This window comes from Lentzea alba (assembly GCF_047445655.1).
Classification (GTDB): Bacteria; Actinomycetota; Actinomycetes; order Mycobacteriales; family Pseudonocardiaceae; genus Lentzea; species Lentzea alba_A.
Window position 1 is genome coordinate 1 of the sequence record NZ_JAJAEG010000052.1, and the last position, 15998, is coordinate 15998.

General features: G+C 62.6%; 18 protein-coding genes. 14 read left to right on the forward strand and 4 right to left on the reverse strand.

All coding sequences use genetic code 11. The annotated features are described in order from the left end of the window. The first annotated feature begins 113 nt into the window (after nucleotides 1-113). Nucleotides 114-440, forward strand: coding sequence for a hypothetical protein (locus LFM09_RS46680; protein WP_414103101.1), 327 nt, complete (start codon nucleotides 114-116; stop codon nucleotides 438-440). On the opposite strand, the gene LFM09_RS46685 is transcribed toward LFM09_RS46680, so the two are convergent. Both LFM09_RS46685 and LFM09_RS46690 read right to left on the reverse strand, forming a co-directional pair. Beyond that, nucleotides 437-937, reverse strand: coding sequence for a hypothetical protein (locus LFM09_RS46685; RefSeq protein WP_414103102.1), 501 nt, complete (start codon nucleotides 935-937; stop codon nucleotides 437-439). The two genes, LFM09_RS46680 and LFM09_RS46685, sit on opposite strands and share 4 nt — an antisense overlap. A gap of 103 nt (nucleotides 938-1040) precedes the next feature. Then, on the reverse strand, nucleotides 1041-1769 hold the full coding sequence (locus tag LFM09_RS46690) for a thermonuclease family protein (RefSeq protein ID WP_414103103.1): 729 nt from the start codon (nucleotides 1767-1769) through the stop codon (nucleotides 1041-1043). Nucleotides 1770-2122: 353 nt separating this feature from the next. On the opposite strand from LFM09_RS46690, the gene LFM09_RS46695 reads away from it, so the two are divergent. The 9 genes from LFM09_RS46695 to LFM09_RS46735 all read left to right on the forward strand — a co-directional run bounded on the left by LFM09_RS46695 (nucleotide 2123) and on the right by LFM09_RS46735 (nucleotide 12647). Beyond that, nucleotides 2123-2443, forward strand: a complete 321-nt coding sequence (locus LFM09_RS46695; RefSeq protein ID WP_414103104.1) for a hypothetical protein — start codon at nucleotides 2123-2125, stop codon at nucleotides 2441-2443. Nucleotides 2444-2463: 20 nt separating this feature from the next. Beyond that, nucleotides 2464-3429: a hypothetical protein gene (locus LFM09_RS46700; RefSeq protein WP_414103105.1), complete on the forward strand. Its 966-nt coding sequence runs from the start codon at nucleotides 2464-2466 to the stop codon at nucleotides 3427-3429. A gap of 11 nt (nucleotides 3430-3440) precedes the next feature. Continuing rightward, the gene (locus LFM09_RS46705) at nucleotides 3441-4742 is read left to right on the forward strand and encodes a peptidoglycan-binding protein (protein ID WP_414103106.1); all 1302 of its coding nucleotides are present in this window, start codon (nucleotides 3441-3443) and stop codon (nucleotides 4740-4742) included. Then, complete coding sequence (locus LFM09_RS46710; protein ID WP_414103107.1) at nucleotides 4739-5455, forward strand: ABC transporter ATP-binding protein; 717 nt, start codon at nucleotides 4739-4741, stop codon at nucleotides 5453-5455. The genes LFM09_RS46705 and LFM09_RS46710 overlap by 4 nt, the downstream gene beginning before the upstream one ends. Beyond that, the gene (locus LFM09_RS46715) at nucleotides 5452-6642 is read left to right on the forward strand and encodes an ABC transporter permease (protein WP_414103108.1); all 1191 of its coding nucleotides are present in this window, start codon (nucleotides 5452-5454) and stop codon (nucleotides 6640-6642) included. Before LFM09_RS46710 ends, LFM09_RS46715 begins: the two co-directional genes overlap by 4 nt. A 910-nt stretch (nucleotides 6643-7552) precedes the next feature. Further along, entirely contained in the window at nucleotides 7553-9535 is a 1983-nt protein-coding gene (locus LFM09_RS46720; RefSeq protein ID WP_414103109.1) for an AAA family ATPase, read from the forward strand. Continuing rightward, on the forward strand, nucleotides 9532-10200 hold the full coding sequence (locus LFM09_RS46725; protein WP_414103110.1) for a hypothetical protein: 669 nt from the start codon (nucleotides 9532-9534) through the stop codon (nucleotides 10198-10200). The genes LFM09_RS46720 and LFM09_RS46725 overlap by 4 nt, the downstream gene beginning before the upstream one ends. Then, nucleotides 10193-11257, forward strand: a complete 1065-nt coding sequence (locus LFM09_RS46730) for a hypothetical protein (RefSeq protein ID WP_414103111.1) — start codon at nucleotides 10193-10195, stop codon at nucleotides 11255-11257. Before LFM09_RS46725 ends, LFM09_RS46730 begins: the two co-directional genes overlap by 8 nt. A 352-nt stretch (nucleotides 11258-11609) precedes the next feature. Beyond that, entirely contained in the window at nucleotides 11610-12647 is a 1038-nt protein-coding gene (locus LFM09_RS46735) for a hypothetical protein (protein WP_414103112.1), read from the forward strand. On the opposite strand, the gene LFM09_RS46740 is transcribed toward LFM09_RS46735, so the two are convergent. Continuing rightward, entirely contained in the window at nucleotides 12648-13358 is a 711-nt protein-coding gene (locus LFM09_RS46740) for an HAD family hydrolase (RefSeq protein ID WP_414103113.1), read from the reverse strand. Further along, nucleotides 13355-14197: a GntR family transcriptional regulator gene (locus tag LFM09_RS46745; RefSeq protein ID WP_414103114.1), complete on the reverse strand. Its 843-nt coding sequence runs from the start codon at nucleotides 14195-14197 to the stop codon at nucleotides 13355-13357. The genes LFM09_RS46740 and LFM09_RS46745 overlap by 4 nt, the downstream gene beginning before the upstream one ends. Before the next feature lie 198 nt (nucleotides 14198-14395). On the opposite strand from LFM09_RS46745, the gene LFM09_RS46750 reads away from it, so the two are divergent. From LFM09_RS46750 to LFM09_RS46765, 4 genes are read left to right on the forward strand one after another with little or no spacing between them, the layout of a single operon-like run. Continuing rightward, the gene (locus LFM09_RS46750; protein WP_414103115.1) at nucleotides 14396-14872 is read left to right on the forward strand and encodes a hypothetical protein; all 477 of its coding nucleotides are present in this window, start codon (nucleotides 14396-14398) and stop codon (nucleotides 14870-14872) included. 2 nt (nucleotides 14873-14874) lie between these two features. Further along, nucleotides 14875-15141, forward strand: coding sequence for a hypothetical protein (locus LFM09_RS46755; RefSeq protein WP_090074554.1), 267 nt, complete (start codon nucleotides 14875-14877; stop codon nucleotides 15139-15141). Then, nucleotides 15141-15413 (forward strand): hypothetical protein, encoded by a 273-nt coding sequence (locus tag LFM09_RS46760; RefSeq protein ID WP_414103116.1) that lies wholly within the window; start codon nucleotides 15141-15143, stop codon nucleotides 15411-15413. Before LFM09_RS46755 ends, LFM09_RS46760 begins: the two co-directional genes overlap by 1 nt. Before the next feature lie 2 nt (nucleotides 15414-15415). Further along, nucleotides 15416-15835, forward strand: a complete 420-nt coding sequence (locus LFM09_RS46765) for a hypothetical protein (RefSeq protein ID WP_090074559.1) — start codon at nucleotides 15416-15418, stop codon at nucleotides 15833-15835. Nucleotides 15836-15998 lie beyond the last annotated feature (163 nt).

Sequence of the window (15998 nt, forward strand, 5' to 3'; positions counted from 1 at the left end):
CCGCCCGCCAGCCGCGTTCCGAACCTCTCCGGTCAGTACAGCTAGATCACCCTCGCCACACCGGGAACCAGCTGGGCGCCCAGCTCGTTCCTGTAGCAACGAAGGGGGTCGTCATGTCTGCACTTTTCGAGTTGTTCGGGGGAGTTCTCGCGGAGGCGTTCGCGCCGGGCGGTGACGACAACAGCCGCGGCGACGGCGACGTCTTCCTGGACGGTGAGTGGCACGAGGGCGAGCTGTTCTTCGGGCCGTCGAAGATCATCTGGGCTGAGCGGATCGTCTTCAGCCCCGAGGAGGGCCGGGTCGAGATGGTCGTGGACCACGACCCGCCGCATCCGAACTTCGTGGTGCTGCACTTCCGCCGCGCCAAGGACATCGTGCTGCTCGCCGTGCACCGCCGCGAGCTCAAGCGCGTGGAGAAGATCCTTCCGCTACCGGTCTAACCGGTCTCCTTGATCCTGCGGGCCATCCCGGCGAAACCGAGCACACCACCGGCGAACGCGAGGCTGAAACCGGTCCAGGCGCGCTGGCTCGCGGCCTGGGCGGCGACGTACTGCTCCTCGGTCAGCTCACGGACGACCTTGCGTTGCGTCGACGTGTACTTCCCGTTCTCGTGGTTGAGGTTTCCGGCGAAGCTGTCGCTGGCCAGGGCGGTCATGAAGAGGAGCCAACCGCCGTAGAACGCAACGGCGGCCAGCGCGATCGCCCACTTCGGCAACGTCTCGCGCAACAACCGGAACAGCGTCGCAAAGCCCTTGACGCTGAACGACCCTCCGGACATCAGCAACATCACGATCATGAGCGCGACGCTCGCCAGCACCAGGGCGAGATTCGCCGGCCACGGCAAGAGCGCGGTGCCGGTGGCCAACACCGTCGCCACGATGATCGCGTCGACCACGATGAGGACGACCGCGGCCCATTGCACCGGTAACAGCTTCATGGCTCGGGAGGATAGGTCCAACCTGGACGTTTACCGCGCCATAACCGCGAAACGAGATGGTGTCGTGGTTGGCGGCCCGCCGGCGCAGGGGAACGGCGGGCCGTCATCTCAAGCCCTTCACGACGTTGCGCAGCTCGGCCTCCTTGCGGTACAGCGTCGGCACCACCTTGGTGACCTTGGCCAGCAGCACCGTCTGGTCCACCGGCGCCACCGCGTCCCACGTCAGCCCGCCGGGCTTGGCCAGCTGGTCGACCAGTCCGATCGCGGTCTTGGCGGTGTCCGCGGCGACGGTCAGCTCGGTTTTGCTGCCCCGCAACGGTTGTGCCTCCACGGCGGCCGCGGCCTCGGTGATCGCCCGCACCTGGCCGGACAGTGTGCACGGCACGTCCGGTGAGTGCAGACCCTTCTGCTGCGCGGTCGCGGCGTGGTGCGCCTCCTTGGCCCGGTCGAGGTACAGCGTGCCGTTGACCGTTGGCACCGCAAGACCTTCGCCGATCAACGCGGTGTTGACCAGCTCTCCGTCCTGTGTGGACACCGCGGCGAACGGGCCGTCGCGGACCACGGTGACCGGGGTGCCCTCGGGCAGCAGCTCGCTGAGCTTCAGCACGGACTCCCGGTGCAGGCACTCGGAAGCCGCCGGTGCGTCGACGTTGACGAGCTTGATCCTGGTGACGCGATCACCGTCGCGCACCTCGATCGTCTCGCCGTCGAGCACCTCCGCGACGTGGCTGACCACGAGCGGTTCGGGACGGTCCACGACCGTCACGACGTAGGCACTGCCCGCGGCACCGGCCAGGACCGCGGCGGCCAGGACGTACACATTCGGGAGCATCTCGATTCCCCCTAACGCCGTTCCACTGGGCTGATCGGAGCAGCGGGACGCGGCGTTACAGGCCGCTCACGGAGCGTTGGCGACGGCCGCTCGCATTCTGGGGCGCATGGAATTGTGAAGAAGCTGTTTGTAATGTTTGACATGGAATGTTAATTAGCGCGGATGGCGGTATCGTGGCCGAGTGCGCCGTGGAAAGAATGTTGATCGAGTCGGTATAGGGGACCGGCTCTCCGGGGGGAAGATCATTCATGTTCGCTGTCTGCGCATCGCGCTGTACGGCTTCCTTTGTGGAGCCTTTTGGCTCTGTCGTCCCTCCGGATTCCGCAATGGAATTGCTCTGTGAGGGGTGGAATATGAAGGCAGTTCTCAAGGGCGTCGTCGCTGCCGCAGCGGCGACGGCACTGCTCAGCGGCATGGTGGCGGGGACCGCTTCCGCAGGTGTTCGCGGTGACTACGACGGCAGTGCGGTGCGCGTTCGCACCCAGCCGAAGCTCAACGCGACCGTCCTCGGGCTCGGCTACCGCGGCAACGGGCTGTGCGCCTACCGCGTCGTCTCCGGCGACCCGGTGAACGGCAACTACGCGTGGATCGACCACAAGAACCTCTCGCGGCCGATTGCGCGTGGTTACAGCCACGCCGATCTCATCGTGCTTTTCGGTGGGACGTCTTGCTGAGTGAACTGACGGAAAGGTCGGTGGCCCGGGTTGTCCCGGGCCACCGGTCCCGGTTGATTTCGCTGCTCGCCGCCGTGTTGCTCATTTCCGCGTGTTCGTCGAATTCGCAACCTGAGAATCGCGACGGCACCGCCGACGTCGCACCGCCGAGCGTGCCGTCCTCGGTGCCGCCCATCCCGGCTGACCAAGGCGCGATCACGATGCCGCTGGACGCCTACGGCCTGGTCTCGGAGGAGGACCGGGTCGTGATCGAGAAGGCGGGGCAGATCGCGACGGCCCAGTGCATGAAGGCGAAGAACTTCGAGGTGCCGCCGGAGAAGGTGAAGTCGTCGCAGCCGCGCAAGAAGTCGGCGACCGCCGGGTTCGGCCTCGTCGACCGCGAACAGGCGCAGACCAGCGGCTACCTGCCGACCGGCGGGGTGCGGGTCAGCGCCGGGAGTGCGGCCGCCGTCGAGGACCTGAACAAGCAGCTGGGCCTGTCCTCGAAGGAAGAGGACATCGCCAAGTACGGCAAGCCCTGGTACGAGGCCATGTACGGCGTCGACTCGCCGACCGGCGACAAGGGGTCGGGTGGTTGCGTCGAGGCGCTCAACTCCTTCGACAAGGAGGTCATGGGCAACGCCGACGTCGACCTGCCTGCTCGCCTTCAGGCCGAGGCCGGCAGCAAGACGGGCGCACACGAGAAGGTGGCCGTGGCCGCCAAGGCGTGGAGCGAGTGCATGAAGGCCAAGGGCTTCACCTTCGGCACACCGCAGCAGGCCCAGAGCAAGAAGTGGCCGCAGCCGGTGGGCCAGGAGGAGATCGCCACCGCCACCGCGGACGTCGACTGCAAGACGCAGACGAACTACGCGGCGACCTGGCTGTACGTGGAGACCGAGTACCAGCGGATCTTCGTGGAACGCAACGCCGCGGCGCTGGACGAGCTCGCCAAGCGCAATGCCGCCCGCGTCGCGAAGGCACGCGAGATCATCGCGAAGGGACCGTGATCGGAGCCGTCATGCCGACTCTGCCGACTTCGCCGCGCAGGCGGGTCGTCATGATCGTGATCGCCGCGGCGGCGGTGGTCACGGCGGGCGGCCTGTGGGCGGCCACGCTGATCAAGTCACCGGCCCAGGTCGCCGCCGACGCGGCGCCGCCACCGCCGTCGGTGCTCACCGCACCGGTGGAGAACCGCGTGGTCAGCCAGACGCTCACGGCCCGCGGCGAGGTCGTGATCGCGTCGACGTTCACCGCCAACACGCCGCCGGCCGCAGGTCAGCCCGGGATGATCACCAAGATCCCCGCAGGCCCAGGCACCGAGGTGGAGGCGGGCGGTCAGGTGCTGGAGCTGTCCGGCAGGCCGGTGTTCGTGCTGGCCGGCGCGACTCCCAGCTACCGCGACCTGGCCGTGGGCGTGGCCGGTGATGACGTCGCACAGCTGCAACGCGGTCTGGCGTCGCTCGGCCTCGGCAGTGGTGCGGACAAGGCGGGCACGTACGGCGCAGGCACGGCCTCCGCTGTCGATCGTTTCTACAAACGCCTCGGCTACCCGGTGCTCACGTCCGGCGATCCCGGAGCTGTGAAGGCAGCCGCGGATGCCGTCGAGCAGAAGAAGCGCGAGGCCGCTGCCGATCCCGCGGCCAAGCCGGCGCTGGCAGCGGCCGAGCAGGAGCTGAAGCGGTTGCGCGCCGAGAACGTCGCGAAGGTGCCGGCAGGTGAGGTCGTCTTCGTGTCGCAGCTGCCCGCGACCGTCTCGGCGGTGGGCGGCGTGGTCGGTCAGGTCGCGAAGGATCCAGTGCTGACGCTGGCCGTCGGCACACCCGTCGTGCGCGCCAAGCTGCCCGTGTCGCAACGGGCCAAGGTCGCCGCGGGCATGACGGCCAGAATCGTCGACGCCGACGGCAAAGCGCACGACGCCAAGGTCACCGACGTCGGAGCACCCGTGCAGCCGGAACCCGGTGCGGGCAACGCGAGCGCCGAGGCACCGTACGTGCCGGTGACGTTGACCCCGGCCGAGGCGCTGAACCCGAGTGCGGTGAGCCAACAGGTCCAGGTCGCGCTGACGGTGGACGGCACGGCAGGTCCGGTGCTCGCCGTTCCGGCCGCCGCGATCTTCGCCAGAGCCGACGGCGGCCGTTACGTCCAGGTGCACGAGAACGGCGCCACCCGAACGGTTTCGGTGGTCGCGGGCAAGGTGGGCGACGGGTTCGTGGAGATCACCCCGCAGCCCGCCGACGCGCTGGCGGCGGGCACACCGGTCGTGATCGGGACGGCGGAGGCGGCGCCGGCGACCCAAGGTCAGGGACCGGGCCAGGGATGATCGAGTCACCGCAGGCAGCAGAAGCCGAGGCGTGGTCGGCCGAGCCGCCGGTCGTCGAACTGCGCGGCGTGGGCATGACCTACCCCGGCCCGCCACCGGTGTCCGCCCTCCACCCGACGCACCTGGCCGTGCACCGCGGCGACTACGTGACGATCAGCGGCCCGTCCGGCTCCGGCAAGTCCACGCTGCTCAACCTGATCGGCCTGCTGGACCGCCCGACCGAGGGTGAGCTGATGGTCGGCGGAGTGTCCACATCGGACATGCGCGACGACGCGCTCGCCTCGCTGCGGGCCGCGCACATCGGGTTCATCTTCCAGTCGTTCCACCTGCTCCCGTACCGCTCGGCCACCGAGAACGTGATGCTCGCCGGCATCTACCGCGGCTGGTCCCGCAAACAACGCCACAACCACGCCGTCACCGCACTGGACCGCGTGGGTCTGTCCCACCGCGCCCACGCCGCGCCGACCGAGCTCTCCGGCGGTGAACGCCAACGCGTGGCGATCGCCAGAGCACTGGCCGGTCAGCCGTCCGTGCTGCTCTGCGACGAGCCGACCGGCAACCTCGACAGCCGCACCGCCAGCGGCATCGTCGACCTGCTGGCCGAACTCCACACCGACGGCCTCACCATCATCGTCATCAGCCACGACGAAACCGTTGCCGCCCAGGGAGAACGACGACTGTCCATTCGCGACGGAGAGGTGCACGAGCAGTGACCAGCTCGCGGATGCGACTCCCGGACCTCGTGGGCGAGGCGCTGGCCGGCATGTCCCAGCGCCCCGGCCGCTCGCTGCTCACCATGCTCGGCACGGTGCTCGGCATCGGCTCGTTCGTCGCGATCATCGGCCTCTCCGACACCGCGAGCAGCCAGATCACCGCCCAGTTCAACCTGCTCAACGCCACCCAGGTGACCGTCACCGACATCGCGGAAGGCGTCACGACCAGCTTCCCCGACGACGCCGACGATCGCATGAGCCGCCTGAACGGCGTGGAAGCCGCCGGAGTGTGGTGGGTAGCGGCCCGCGACCAGCCCGTTTCCTCAGTGCCAGCGGTGGAGTCCGGCACCAGGCTCGACGTCTACGCGGCCACCCAGGGAACGATCGACGCCGCCGAACCCGCGCTCCGCCAAGGCGTCGCCATCAACAGCTTCCACCAGGACAGCGCGGCCCGAGTAGCCCTTCTCGGCACGAGCGGCGCCCGCTCGCTCGGCATCACCAGCATCGCCAACCAGCCCGCGATCTTCGTGAACGGCCAGGCCCTGACTGTGATCGGCGTGGTCGACGACACCCAACGCCTGCCTCAACTCTCACTGGGCTTGGTGGTGCCCGCCTCGACCGCCCGCGAACTCTGGGGCCCGCCCCGAGGTACCGACGGCGCAAGCATGATCGTCAAAACCGCACTCGGCGCCAGCCAGGTCGTGAGCCGCCAGGCACCACTGGCCCTGCGCCCAGACGCGCCGCAGTCGTTCCGCGCAACAGCCGCGCTCGATCCGACTTCCTTACGGCGCACCGTGGAAGGCAGCGTCAACAGCGTCCTGCTGTCGGTCTCGATCGTGGCCGTAGTGGTGGGCGCCATCGGCATCGCCAACACCTCGCTGGTCGCCGTCCTGGAACGCCGCAACGAAATCGGCCTCCGCCGCGCCCTGGGTGCCCGCCGCCGCCACATCGCCGGCCAGTTCCTGGTCGAGAGCACACTCCTGGGCCTGCTCGGCGGCATGATCGGCACGGCCCTCGGCGTGGTCGTGTCCCTGTCCGTGGCCATCGCCCGCGACTGGACCGCCGTCCTCAATCCACTGGTTCCGGCACTCGCGCCGATCGCCGGGGCCCTGGTGGGACTGCTCGCGGGGTCGTATCCGGCCCTGCGAGCAGCCTCCGTCCAACCAGCCGTCGCCCTGCGTCAGTAGGTCACTTGATCTGCATGCCCGAGATCATCCGCGACACGACGAGCCGCTGAATCTCCGACGTGCCCTCGAAAATGGTGAAGATCTTGCGCTGGGGTCGGGCTGATCTGGCTCTCTTGAAGGAGAATCGCGGCTGACCTGTGCGTTCCGGGTCGTCGTTTGTCGTTGTTGATCGACCCTTTCAGACCTTCGACGGCCTGGACACGGCCTGGCTTTGGGCTACCCACACCTCGGGCATCACCCCGACACGAAGCCGATCTCGCGGTCAGTGGTGGCGGGTCAAGGCACGCTCCCCCGCCTTGACGCGACGCTGCTGGCCTTGGCTGATCATGACGTGACGGGGTGGTGCCTTCGTGTTGCCCGCAGTTCGTTGGCCGTTGGCGCGGAGCGTCGGCGGGCGTCGATCGCCGTGCCCAGCTCGATCAGGGTGACCATGCGCGCGATCGGCCTGGCCGGTGCTGGCTGGGAGCTTGGTCCTGCGCGCCGCCGGCGGTGGTGCTGCCGACCGGCTGGCGGTGCCGCGCCGCCCGGCCGACAGGCGGAGCGAAGCGGGAGCCTGGCGTGCCGGGATGGATGTGGACACGGTGCCAAGGTGACAGGCACAGCGCGCCGCCGTCGGCGGCGCGCCTTGATCCCATAGAGCCAAGTTCTGCAACCCAAGCATGCCCGTCAACCATGCTTGTCTACTCAGAAGCTGAAGGCGAACAGCAACATGGCCGTCTACGCAGACTTCCCTCGAGGCAACACGATCGACGAGTGATGCTCTGTGGGTCATCAGCACCGCGGCATCCCATCACGTGCGGCAACACGCAGCAAATTCGACCTATCGGCGTAACGCAAAGCAAGGACGCCCCGACACACCCGTAGCTAAGGTCGTACGAGTTGCTCATAGCCCGGCCAAACCGAGGTACACATGATCAGGTTTCCGATTTTCGAACACCTCGCTGTGGAGCGGTATGGCCTGTACCCGGGCACCGAAGAAAGACCAGGCCTAACGGCAGCATTTGAACCCGGTCTAACGCTGATTCTTGGGGCAAACGGCCTCGGCAAAAGCACGCTAGTACTACTTCTGTACAGGATGTGCTCGGGCACTACCGATATTGCAGGGGTGACATCTAGGCCTGAACTTGGTTCCCGACAGCTAGATACGAGCGACATTCGAGCTGCCGATAGAAAGACCTTTGCGGCGCGGGTTCACAATGGCGCCACTGGCGCAACTGCCACTCTCCGGTTTCGCCTTGGAACTTCAGTCATTGAAGTAAAGAGAGAACTCTCAAACCTCTCGCTAATGTCACTGACTGTCGATGGGCAGCCCGTATCACCAACTGAAGACGACTACAAGACGACGATCACTGAAAAAGCTGGAGTGTACGGATTCGAAGACTGGATTCTCATTCTTCGATATCTGGTTTTCTACTTCGAGGATCGGCGATCTCTTGTTTGGGACCCGACAGCTCAACGACAGATCCTTCGACTGTTGTTTCTGCCTCCCGCCGAGACTGAGAAATACCTAGCGCTTGAAGGCGAGCTCCTCCGCAAAGATAGTGCCGCGAGGAACCTATCGGCCTCGCTGTATAAGCAAGAAGAAGCTCTAAAGACCCAGGAGAAGAGCGGAACTTCGCGCTCAGCTCTTGAAAACGCTCTAAACAAGCTTACCGCCAAGCAGGATTCGGACGAGCAGCAGCTAGAAAAGCTTGAGACAGAACTCAACCTGCTCGAATCTGAATTTCAAGCTGCGAAACTTGCATCGCTACGTGCTGCGGAGCAACGTGAAGCAGCCTACAGGTCCGTTGAGTACAAACGACTTGAGCAGATTCATCGATCTTTTCCTTCAACTAAGGAAAGCAACGCCTATATTCTGGGTCAGCTTCTATCTGCTGATACCTGTGTTGCGTGCTCAAACCATGTTCCACACTTCGCTGAAGAACTGCGAAACCGTCTAGATAACTCAATGTGCGTGGTGTGTTCGACGCCTACGGGGCCGCTTAGTAGCACTGATGGTGACGAACTCGATATGGCGCGCGCAACGAACCTACTTAAGAGTGCCGAAGAGCACCGCGAATCAGCGCGCAAGGCTTTGCGAGAAACAGATAATCGATACCGAAACGCGGTCAGAAGCACTCACGAGCTACGAGCCTCGCTCGCGCGTCGCGAGACAGAGATTGATTCGCTTGTCCGTCAACTCCCGAAATCCGAGCAGCATATACGGGACCGTCGCTCCGAGCTGAACGCACTTCGTTCACGGCATCGCGAATTGGTCGCCGAAGTTCAAATTATCCGCGAGTCGTATACGGAAATGATCGAAGAGGTGAACCGAAAGTTTGCATCCCGCCAAGAGGATGTGAAATCTGCCTTCGATGGACATGCGGTTGAGTTCCTGCTTGAGCAGTGTGCACTTATGTGGAGCAGTCACAAGGAGAAGGTTGGCCAGCAGGGTAGCCCTGTAGAATTCTCAATCTTCGAAGTCGACATGACCGGAACGGACTTCGACTCGCCTGTGAGGCGACGTGGAACTGAACAGGTTTCGGAAAGTCAACGCGAGTTTATTGACCTGGCTTTTCGGATGGCCTTGATCGCCGTAGCTGGCGAAGGCGGTGTTGGAACACTAGTGATGGACGCGCCTGAGTCATCGCTCGATGCGGTATTCGCACCTCGAGCCGCAAAAGTGCTCGCAGCGTTTAGTGCGCCCCCTTTGCAGAACCGCGTAATCCTGACGTCGAACCTCGTCGAAGGCAAGCTAATACCTACCCTTCTCCGGTCATCAGGAATTGATACGAGAACTGATCCTCGACTTGTCGACCTTTTCAGCATCGCTTCCCCGACTGCAGCACTAACTCAGCTGCGACCTGAATATGACGAGGCCCTTAAGGCGCTGTTCCCGGAGAAACAGCGGTGACGCCGGACGCAAAGACCGAACGCGCCCACTATGCGCGTATTGCGATACGACTTGTAGCAATCGTTCACGCTTGTGAGCGCGCGGGGATTTCTCCAGCTCCCCTTCAAGTGATTCACACAGTCGCGTACTTCGCCGATGCCCTGGCCCCGCTCTGGAATATTCCAGTCGTAGAAGGACAGCTTCTCAAGAAGGCCGACGTTCCGTCAAATCCAGAGATACAGGCAGATATTGACTCCCTTGTAGGGCGAGGAGTCCTTATCCCCTCCTCGGTGAGGCACGTGGAAACCTCAAATGGCAGGCGTATTGACGCAAAGTACGCCTTGAACATGGATTTCGCAGAGAGAATTCTAGAGGCGATTTCGCTGGACGAACAGTTTTCAAAAGAACTGAGCTTTGTTCACGAAGTTACGCTAGCCCTCTCTGGACTTGGCGTATCAGGTATGGGCAACGCGGTGCTGGTTGACGCGACTTATGCTGACCCGCTGCTCGACTTTGGTAGCATCGTTAATCTGTCACCAGACATCGTGCCGACACGCACAGTCCAAGTCAGCCAGCGCTTCTCTCAGCTTATGTCGACGGAACGAAGCCTTAGTGATGCAGAGCTGACACACCTGTATGTGCGTCATCTCTACGGCCTTGTGAGGACGGCCGACGACGATGACTAGCCGCAGCTCTGATCCGTGGTCCGATACCGCAATCGAAAGTACTCTCAAGAACTATCTCGGCGTTGGGCTCGATGCCGACTTGCCTGATGACGTGCGATTCCTCGCTAGCGTCACGCAACTGATTCGAAAGCGTATTGCCAAAGGGGAAGTGTCAGAAGATTCTCCGGCAATCTTTTTATTGCACCCACATGAGCCTGAGCTGCCCGCTACTCGGGAGAGCAGCAAGGTGTGGATGCTTGACAACGGTTTGCGCGGTGTATCCGGACGAATGTGGTTTGTAAACAAGACCGTAAGCAATGGAACCGCGGTACACCTAAGTCCAATGGACGAAGATAGTGATCTCTTTCAGTTGGCTGTTGATGAGCTTGACGCAGGAAATGTTCCGGCAGTCGTTTTCGACGCCAGAACGCCCGCCCCTGAAATGCGATACTATCCAGATGGACTAGTCGCCTCTGACAACTTCAGGTTTGTTCAAGTAGCTGGCAGCACGATAACGTTGAGCGATGTTTTCGACGTAATTGATCGTCTTCACCTACAGCAGTTGTGCACGCCGAGTGTTCAGCAAAAGGCCATGACCCTGTGGGCTAATCCCGATAAGCACCATGTTTCCAAGCATGCAGAAGATCTAATTCAGGGTGTGCTGCGTGCCGGACTAACGGGGCAATTTCCGGCGTGCACAATTAAGGCAGAGCAAGCGCAAGCTTCAGGTCGATTGGATATAGAGATCGAAGAAGCGTCGCCCTTCGATCGGTCACAAATAACTCGCCATGTCATTCTCGAGTTGAAGGTGCTTCGTAGCTTCGGATCGACTGGCGTAAAAGTAAGCGATACCGAAAATGAGGATTGGACGAGGAGCGGCGTAAAACAGGCAGCGACATACCGCGACGAGCGTGGCACACGATTGGCTGCGTTGTGTTGTTTCGACATGCGCACCGTTCACATCGGTGATAGCTGCTTCGACAACGTCAGGGATCTAGCACTACGACTGCAAGTGGAATTGCGCTCATGGCACATCTTCGCGTCTTCCGAGGCTTACCGGCATGCTAAGGTGTCATGACCACTTAAATCCCCAAGACGGTTACGGAGGGCCTGCGGACGTGTCCAGCGTGGCCGGAGATGATTTGTCCGCACACTACCGCGCGCTTGAGGCCAAGTGGGCGATTAGTGAGCGTCAGGTGGACTACGGCCCTCTTGTGACTCCGACAGGAAACTCCGAGGAACCAGTCCACAGGTGGTTTCACTTTAAGGAAGGCTACTCGTGGTCATTGTTGGCTAGGCTGTTTAAAGACTCTGCCTACACACCGTCAGGTAGCCTCTCGATTTGCGATCCCTTCCTTGGAAGCGGCACCACGCTCGTTAGTGCTCTTAGGCTCGCTCGTGAGACCGGCTTGTCTGTACGGAGCTTGGGGGTGGAGCGGAACCCTGCGATCCATACGATCGCCGCAGCAAAGATTGCAGGAATCAAGCTAGGACAGAGGCTGTCTGACGCGTTGATTCAGCACGAGACCGCGTTCTGGGATCAATACAAAAAGTCTCGACGCAATTGGCGATCTCTCGCAACAGTGTCGACAACGCTCAACAACGAGGCCTACTATCCAGCCGGTCACGTACGCGCATTGATTGCACTCAATCGCGCTGCCGATGGCATCGACGATGACGACGTCCGCACGGTATATAAGGCGTGCGTCGCTGCCGCAGTTGAGCCCGCTGGAATGCTGAGGAGAGACGGGCGCGCTCTGCGCTTCGCGCCTGGCCGAGTTCCAGTCGACCCGACTGAAGCCTTCTCTGCGGCATTGAGCAAGTGCATCGAAGACACGGCAATGCTGCCTTCTCTGGGATCTCGCGCGGAGACAGCAACTATTCTTGGTGACGCACGTGGTATAGAAACGCACGCTGAGTCGAAGAAATTTGACTGGATCGTTTGCTCTCCTCCGTATCCAAACAACATCGACTACACGGAGGTTTACAAGACAGAATCCTGGGCGCTTGAGGTATATAGCAATGCGCAGGAGATGCGTGATCAACGTTTGGGAACGCTACGTAGCCACCCGAGCATCAAGTTTCCAGATCAGTATTCCTACACTGATTCATTGCATCACAACGCAGTTCGCGATCTGCTTGAGCCGATCGAGAATGCCATCGCAGACGATCGCTATGCATTCGGCAGGCGGCAAGTAGTGGTTGGATACGCTGACGACATGCTGCAGGTGCTCCTCGGCCTGCGCAAGATCAGCGAAGCAGGCGGAAGGTGTGTGCTCGTCGTCGGCAATTCGGTTCACGGCACCGAATCCACGAGCTTGGTCATTGCTGCGGATCTCATGCTTGCTCGGCTCGGAGAAATAGCAGGTTGGAAGGTTGAAGAGATCAGAGTCGCAAGAAATCTTCGACGTCGTGGTCATGATTCAGCTCATCTGCGTGAAAGTGTTGTCGTGCTCAGGAACGAATAGTTATCGAATGGCGTCGATGAGCCATCCTAGGTTGGTCACGATCGCGTCAGGGCAATGGATCTCCTGAAAATCCTTTAGCTTCCCGTCCTTGTTTGCAAATCCGACGACCTTCATTTTGGCGTACTCTGCTGCTTCTATGTCGGTTGCATAGTCGCCGACAAAGACGCAAACATTTACTGCGACGCCCAATGCTGCTGCGGCTTCTCGGAGCAGGTGCGGGTTCGGCTTTAGGAGTGCGGGATCGGGTTGCGTGCGCCCGATTGCTGATCCAACTTCTTCTGTGAGCTTCCATTTCGCAAGATAAGCTTCGACTGCCATGCGTGAGTTATTGCTCGCGATTCCCAGAGGGATCTCCAGGTCGGCGCATACTCTAATTAGTTCGTGCGCTCGTTCGGTCGGTTGGGCTGTATCGACTGCCTCAATTTCGTGTGCAGTTAGTGCTGCTTCTATGTAACGAGCCTCGTCGAATCCGATTGTTGCCGAGTGCTTCAATACGTCAAACGGATCCCTTGTTTCGCCTACTTCTGGGGGTAGTTCGATATGACCGCCTTCAGCAAGAATTTCACGTAGTTGTCTCGCGACCTCGGGTGCAGGGAACCCGGAAAAGACGGAGCATATAGGGCCATCGAAGTCGAGGATCAGCGCTTTCGCCTCACTGAGGAGGCCAGTCAGAACGTTCGGATCGTCGACCGTCGGCTGACGTCCCGTCATCGCTTGTACGCCGTTGAGACGGTGCCCCACATGGAGTCGAACCACATGCGTGCTTGCTCGACGTACTGGCTGCCGGTGCTGGTGTCGTCGTCGGTGACGCTGTGGTGGAAGAGAATGGCTTCCTTGCCCACGAGGTCGTAGATCGGCTTGGGTTCGCCATCGAAGCGGATGAGATGCTCGCGGACGGGATAGAAGCCGAAGAAGGCTTCCTCGTTGTTGAGCAAGTAGAGCTTGAACAGCGGCGCGGCGCGGTGGACCTTGATCTCGACGGAGACTTCCTTGACCAGGCCCAGGTCTCCAAGTTCTTGGACATTGTCCACGATCGCGAGGGTGTGGCGTCGCATGATCTCGTCCATGCGCTTTCGGAAGCCTGGGCTGTCCTGCAAGTCCTCAACCTGGCACGGGATCGCCCACGGCTGAGATGTGTCCGGGACCAGCATTCGGATGTTGATCGAGGCGGGCGTCAATCGGCCGATTCGGATCTTGTCCAGCGGTTCCTGCATGACGCCCTGCAGCGTCTCACCAGAGAAACCGGAGAAGGCGATGGAGACGTGCTCGGCCTCGAACGCGCGCTCGATGTGCGGCCGAAGTCCCACTGGGCGTTCGGTGCGCTCGCGGACGAAGACGCCGCTGCCCTGTCGGGAGACGATCAGGCCTTCGTCGCGCAGTTCGCGTAGCGCGTTCTGCACGGTCATCGGTGCGACTTCGTACTTCTTCGCCAGCTCGGCGCGCGAGGGCAACTTGTCGCCGGCCTTGAACACCTTGGTGAGGATGGCGGCCCGTAGAGCATTCGCTACCTGCACGTATGGCGGGCGCGGGTCGTCCGGGTCCAGTGCCATGGCGTCCTCTCGATCTTCGATCCACAGAAAGGTCTCTGTGGCTGGTGTCCTAGAGCATAGGGCGACTTGTCTAGCCCGCCTAGGAAGCTAGCTCACCTGCGAAAACGACGACTTGCTTGACCTGGCTAGACAACCTAGCTAGCTTGTAACTTGTCTAGGTCGTACAGACGGCCTAGCGAGGCTAGGGAGGTTGCAGTCATGGCGGTTCCGTACGGCACTCGCTTCGAAGCGGCGTTTGACCAGGTCTTTCCGCAGGGCGCGCTGATGGTCGGCGTGGTCGCACCGGACATGGAGTACATGAGCAACGAGGACAAGGCGCGCGGCAAGCAGGCCAAGCAGAAGGTCGACGAGCGGTCCGGCAAGCGTCAGTGGAAGGTCGTCGTCACTGACCCGTCGGCGGAGAAGGAGCGGGACGCCTCGGTCACGATCACCGTGCTCGCGGACGTCCAGCCCGTCCCGCCTCAGGCCGTGCAGGTCATGCCCGGCGTTGAGGTCCGGCCCGTCGCGTTCGAGGGACTGACGGTCGAGCCGCGAGTCATGGGGGACCGGTTCAAGTACCAGGGCTTCACGATCCGGGCCACGGGTATCAGCGCGCCTCAGGTCGGGGTTCCGCCCAAGCGTGAGAACAAGCCTGCGGGTCAGCAGGGTCAGACCGATCAGAAGTCGGCGGCCTAACAGTGGCGCGGCCGTCGCGTGAGGCGGTCGCCCGGTGGAACACCGCGTATGCGGAGCAGACGGCGGCACTGTTTGCGGCGTCCCGTACGGGCGACAAGCAGGCACTTCTTCGTCTGGCTCTGGGCTACTCCGCGGTGGCGGAGGCGTGGCGGATCTTGGCCGCTGATTTGGCGGTGCCGCTGTGGGCTCGTCACGCCTGCTCCATCGCCGCTGAGGAGTTCGAGCGTCGCGCGCGGCTTGAACAGTCCCGTTCTGGGGAGGAGTCGTGATGTTGAAGCTCATGATCTCGCCTGGTCCTGCGGCGTCGGCGGACATCGTGGCGTGGCCCGACTCGGCCGCTGCGGAGCACTGCTTGCGGCTGAACCTCGATCCGGCGCAGATCGCAATCCACGTGCCGGACGGGCCTGACGGTCGGGAGCAGTTGGCGGCGTTCCTGCGGACGCTGTCGCAGCACGCCGGCCTGTTGGCTGCGGTGCTCGAACCGTCCAAAGGTGCTGGCTGGGTCGGGAATACGCCTGCGCCACTGATGGAGCGGGGCTAGCCATGCTCGATGAACTCCAGCTGTCTGACGCGGTGCTCGGTGAGTTCGCGGACGACGTGCAGGTTCAGCTGATGCTGGTGGCCCTGCTCGACGATCCGTGGAGCTTGTGGACCGTGCCGAAGCTGGCCGAGTTTCTTCGGCAACCGCTGTGGACCGTCTACCGGCGGATGGAGCGGTTGCGTCGCTGCGGGTTGGTGCAGCGGGTTCCGTTCTGGCCAGAGCAGGAACGGCCGTGGCGGTACTGGGTCTCGCCGGACGGGCTGCGGTCGTCGCGGTGGCTGATCCGGGCGAACTTCGAGGTGCTGCACGTGATGGCGGTGCCGCTCGGATTGTCGGTGCGCAAGGCGTTGGGGTTCGGCCCGGTCCTCGATGCCTGCCGGTGTGACTGTGGCCGGTGCTGTTGCGGGCTTCCGCACATCTAGCCGCGTGAGGCGGTGGTGCCGGTGAGGCCTCGCCTGCTGGCTCGGTTGATGTACCGGCTGAACCTGACGGCCACGCATCCGGTGACTGGCCGGGTTCGCATGGAGTACCGGGACTGCTCGCGCTGCATGGGTAGCGGCTGGTTCCGGAAGACGGAGAAACGGC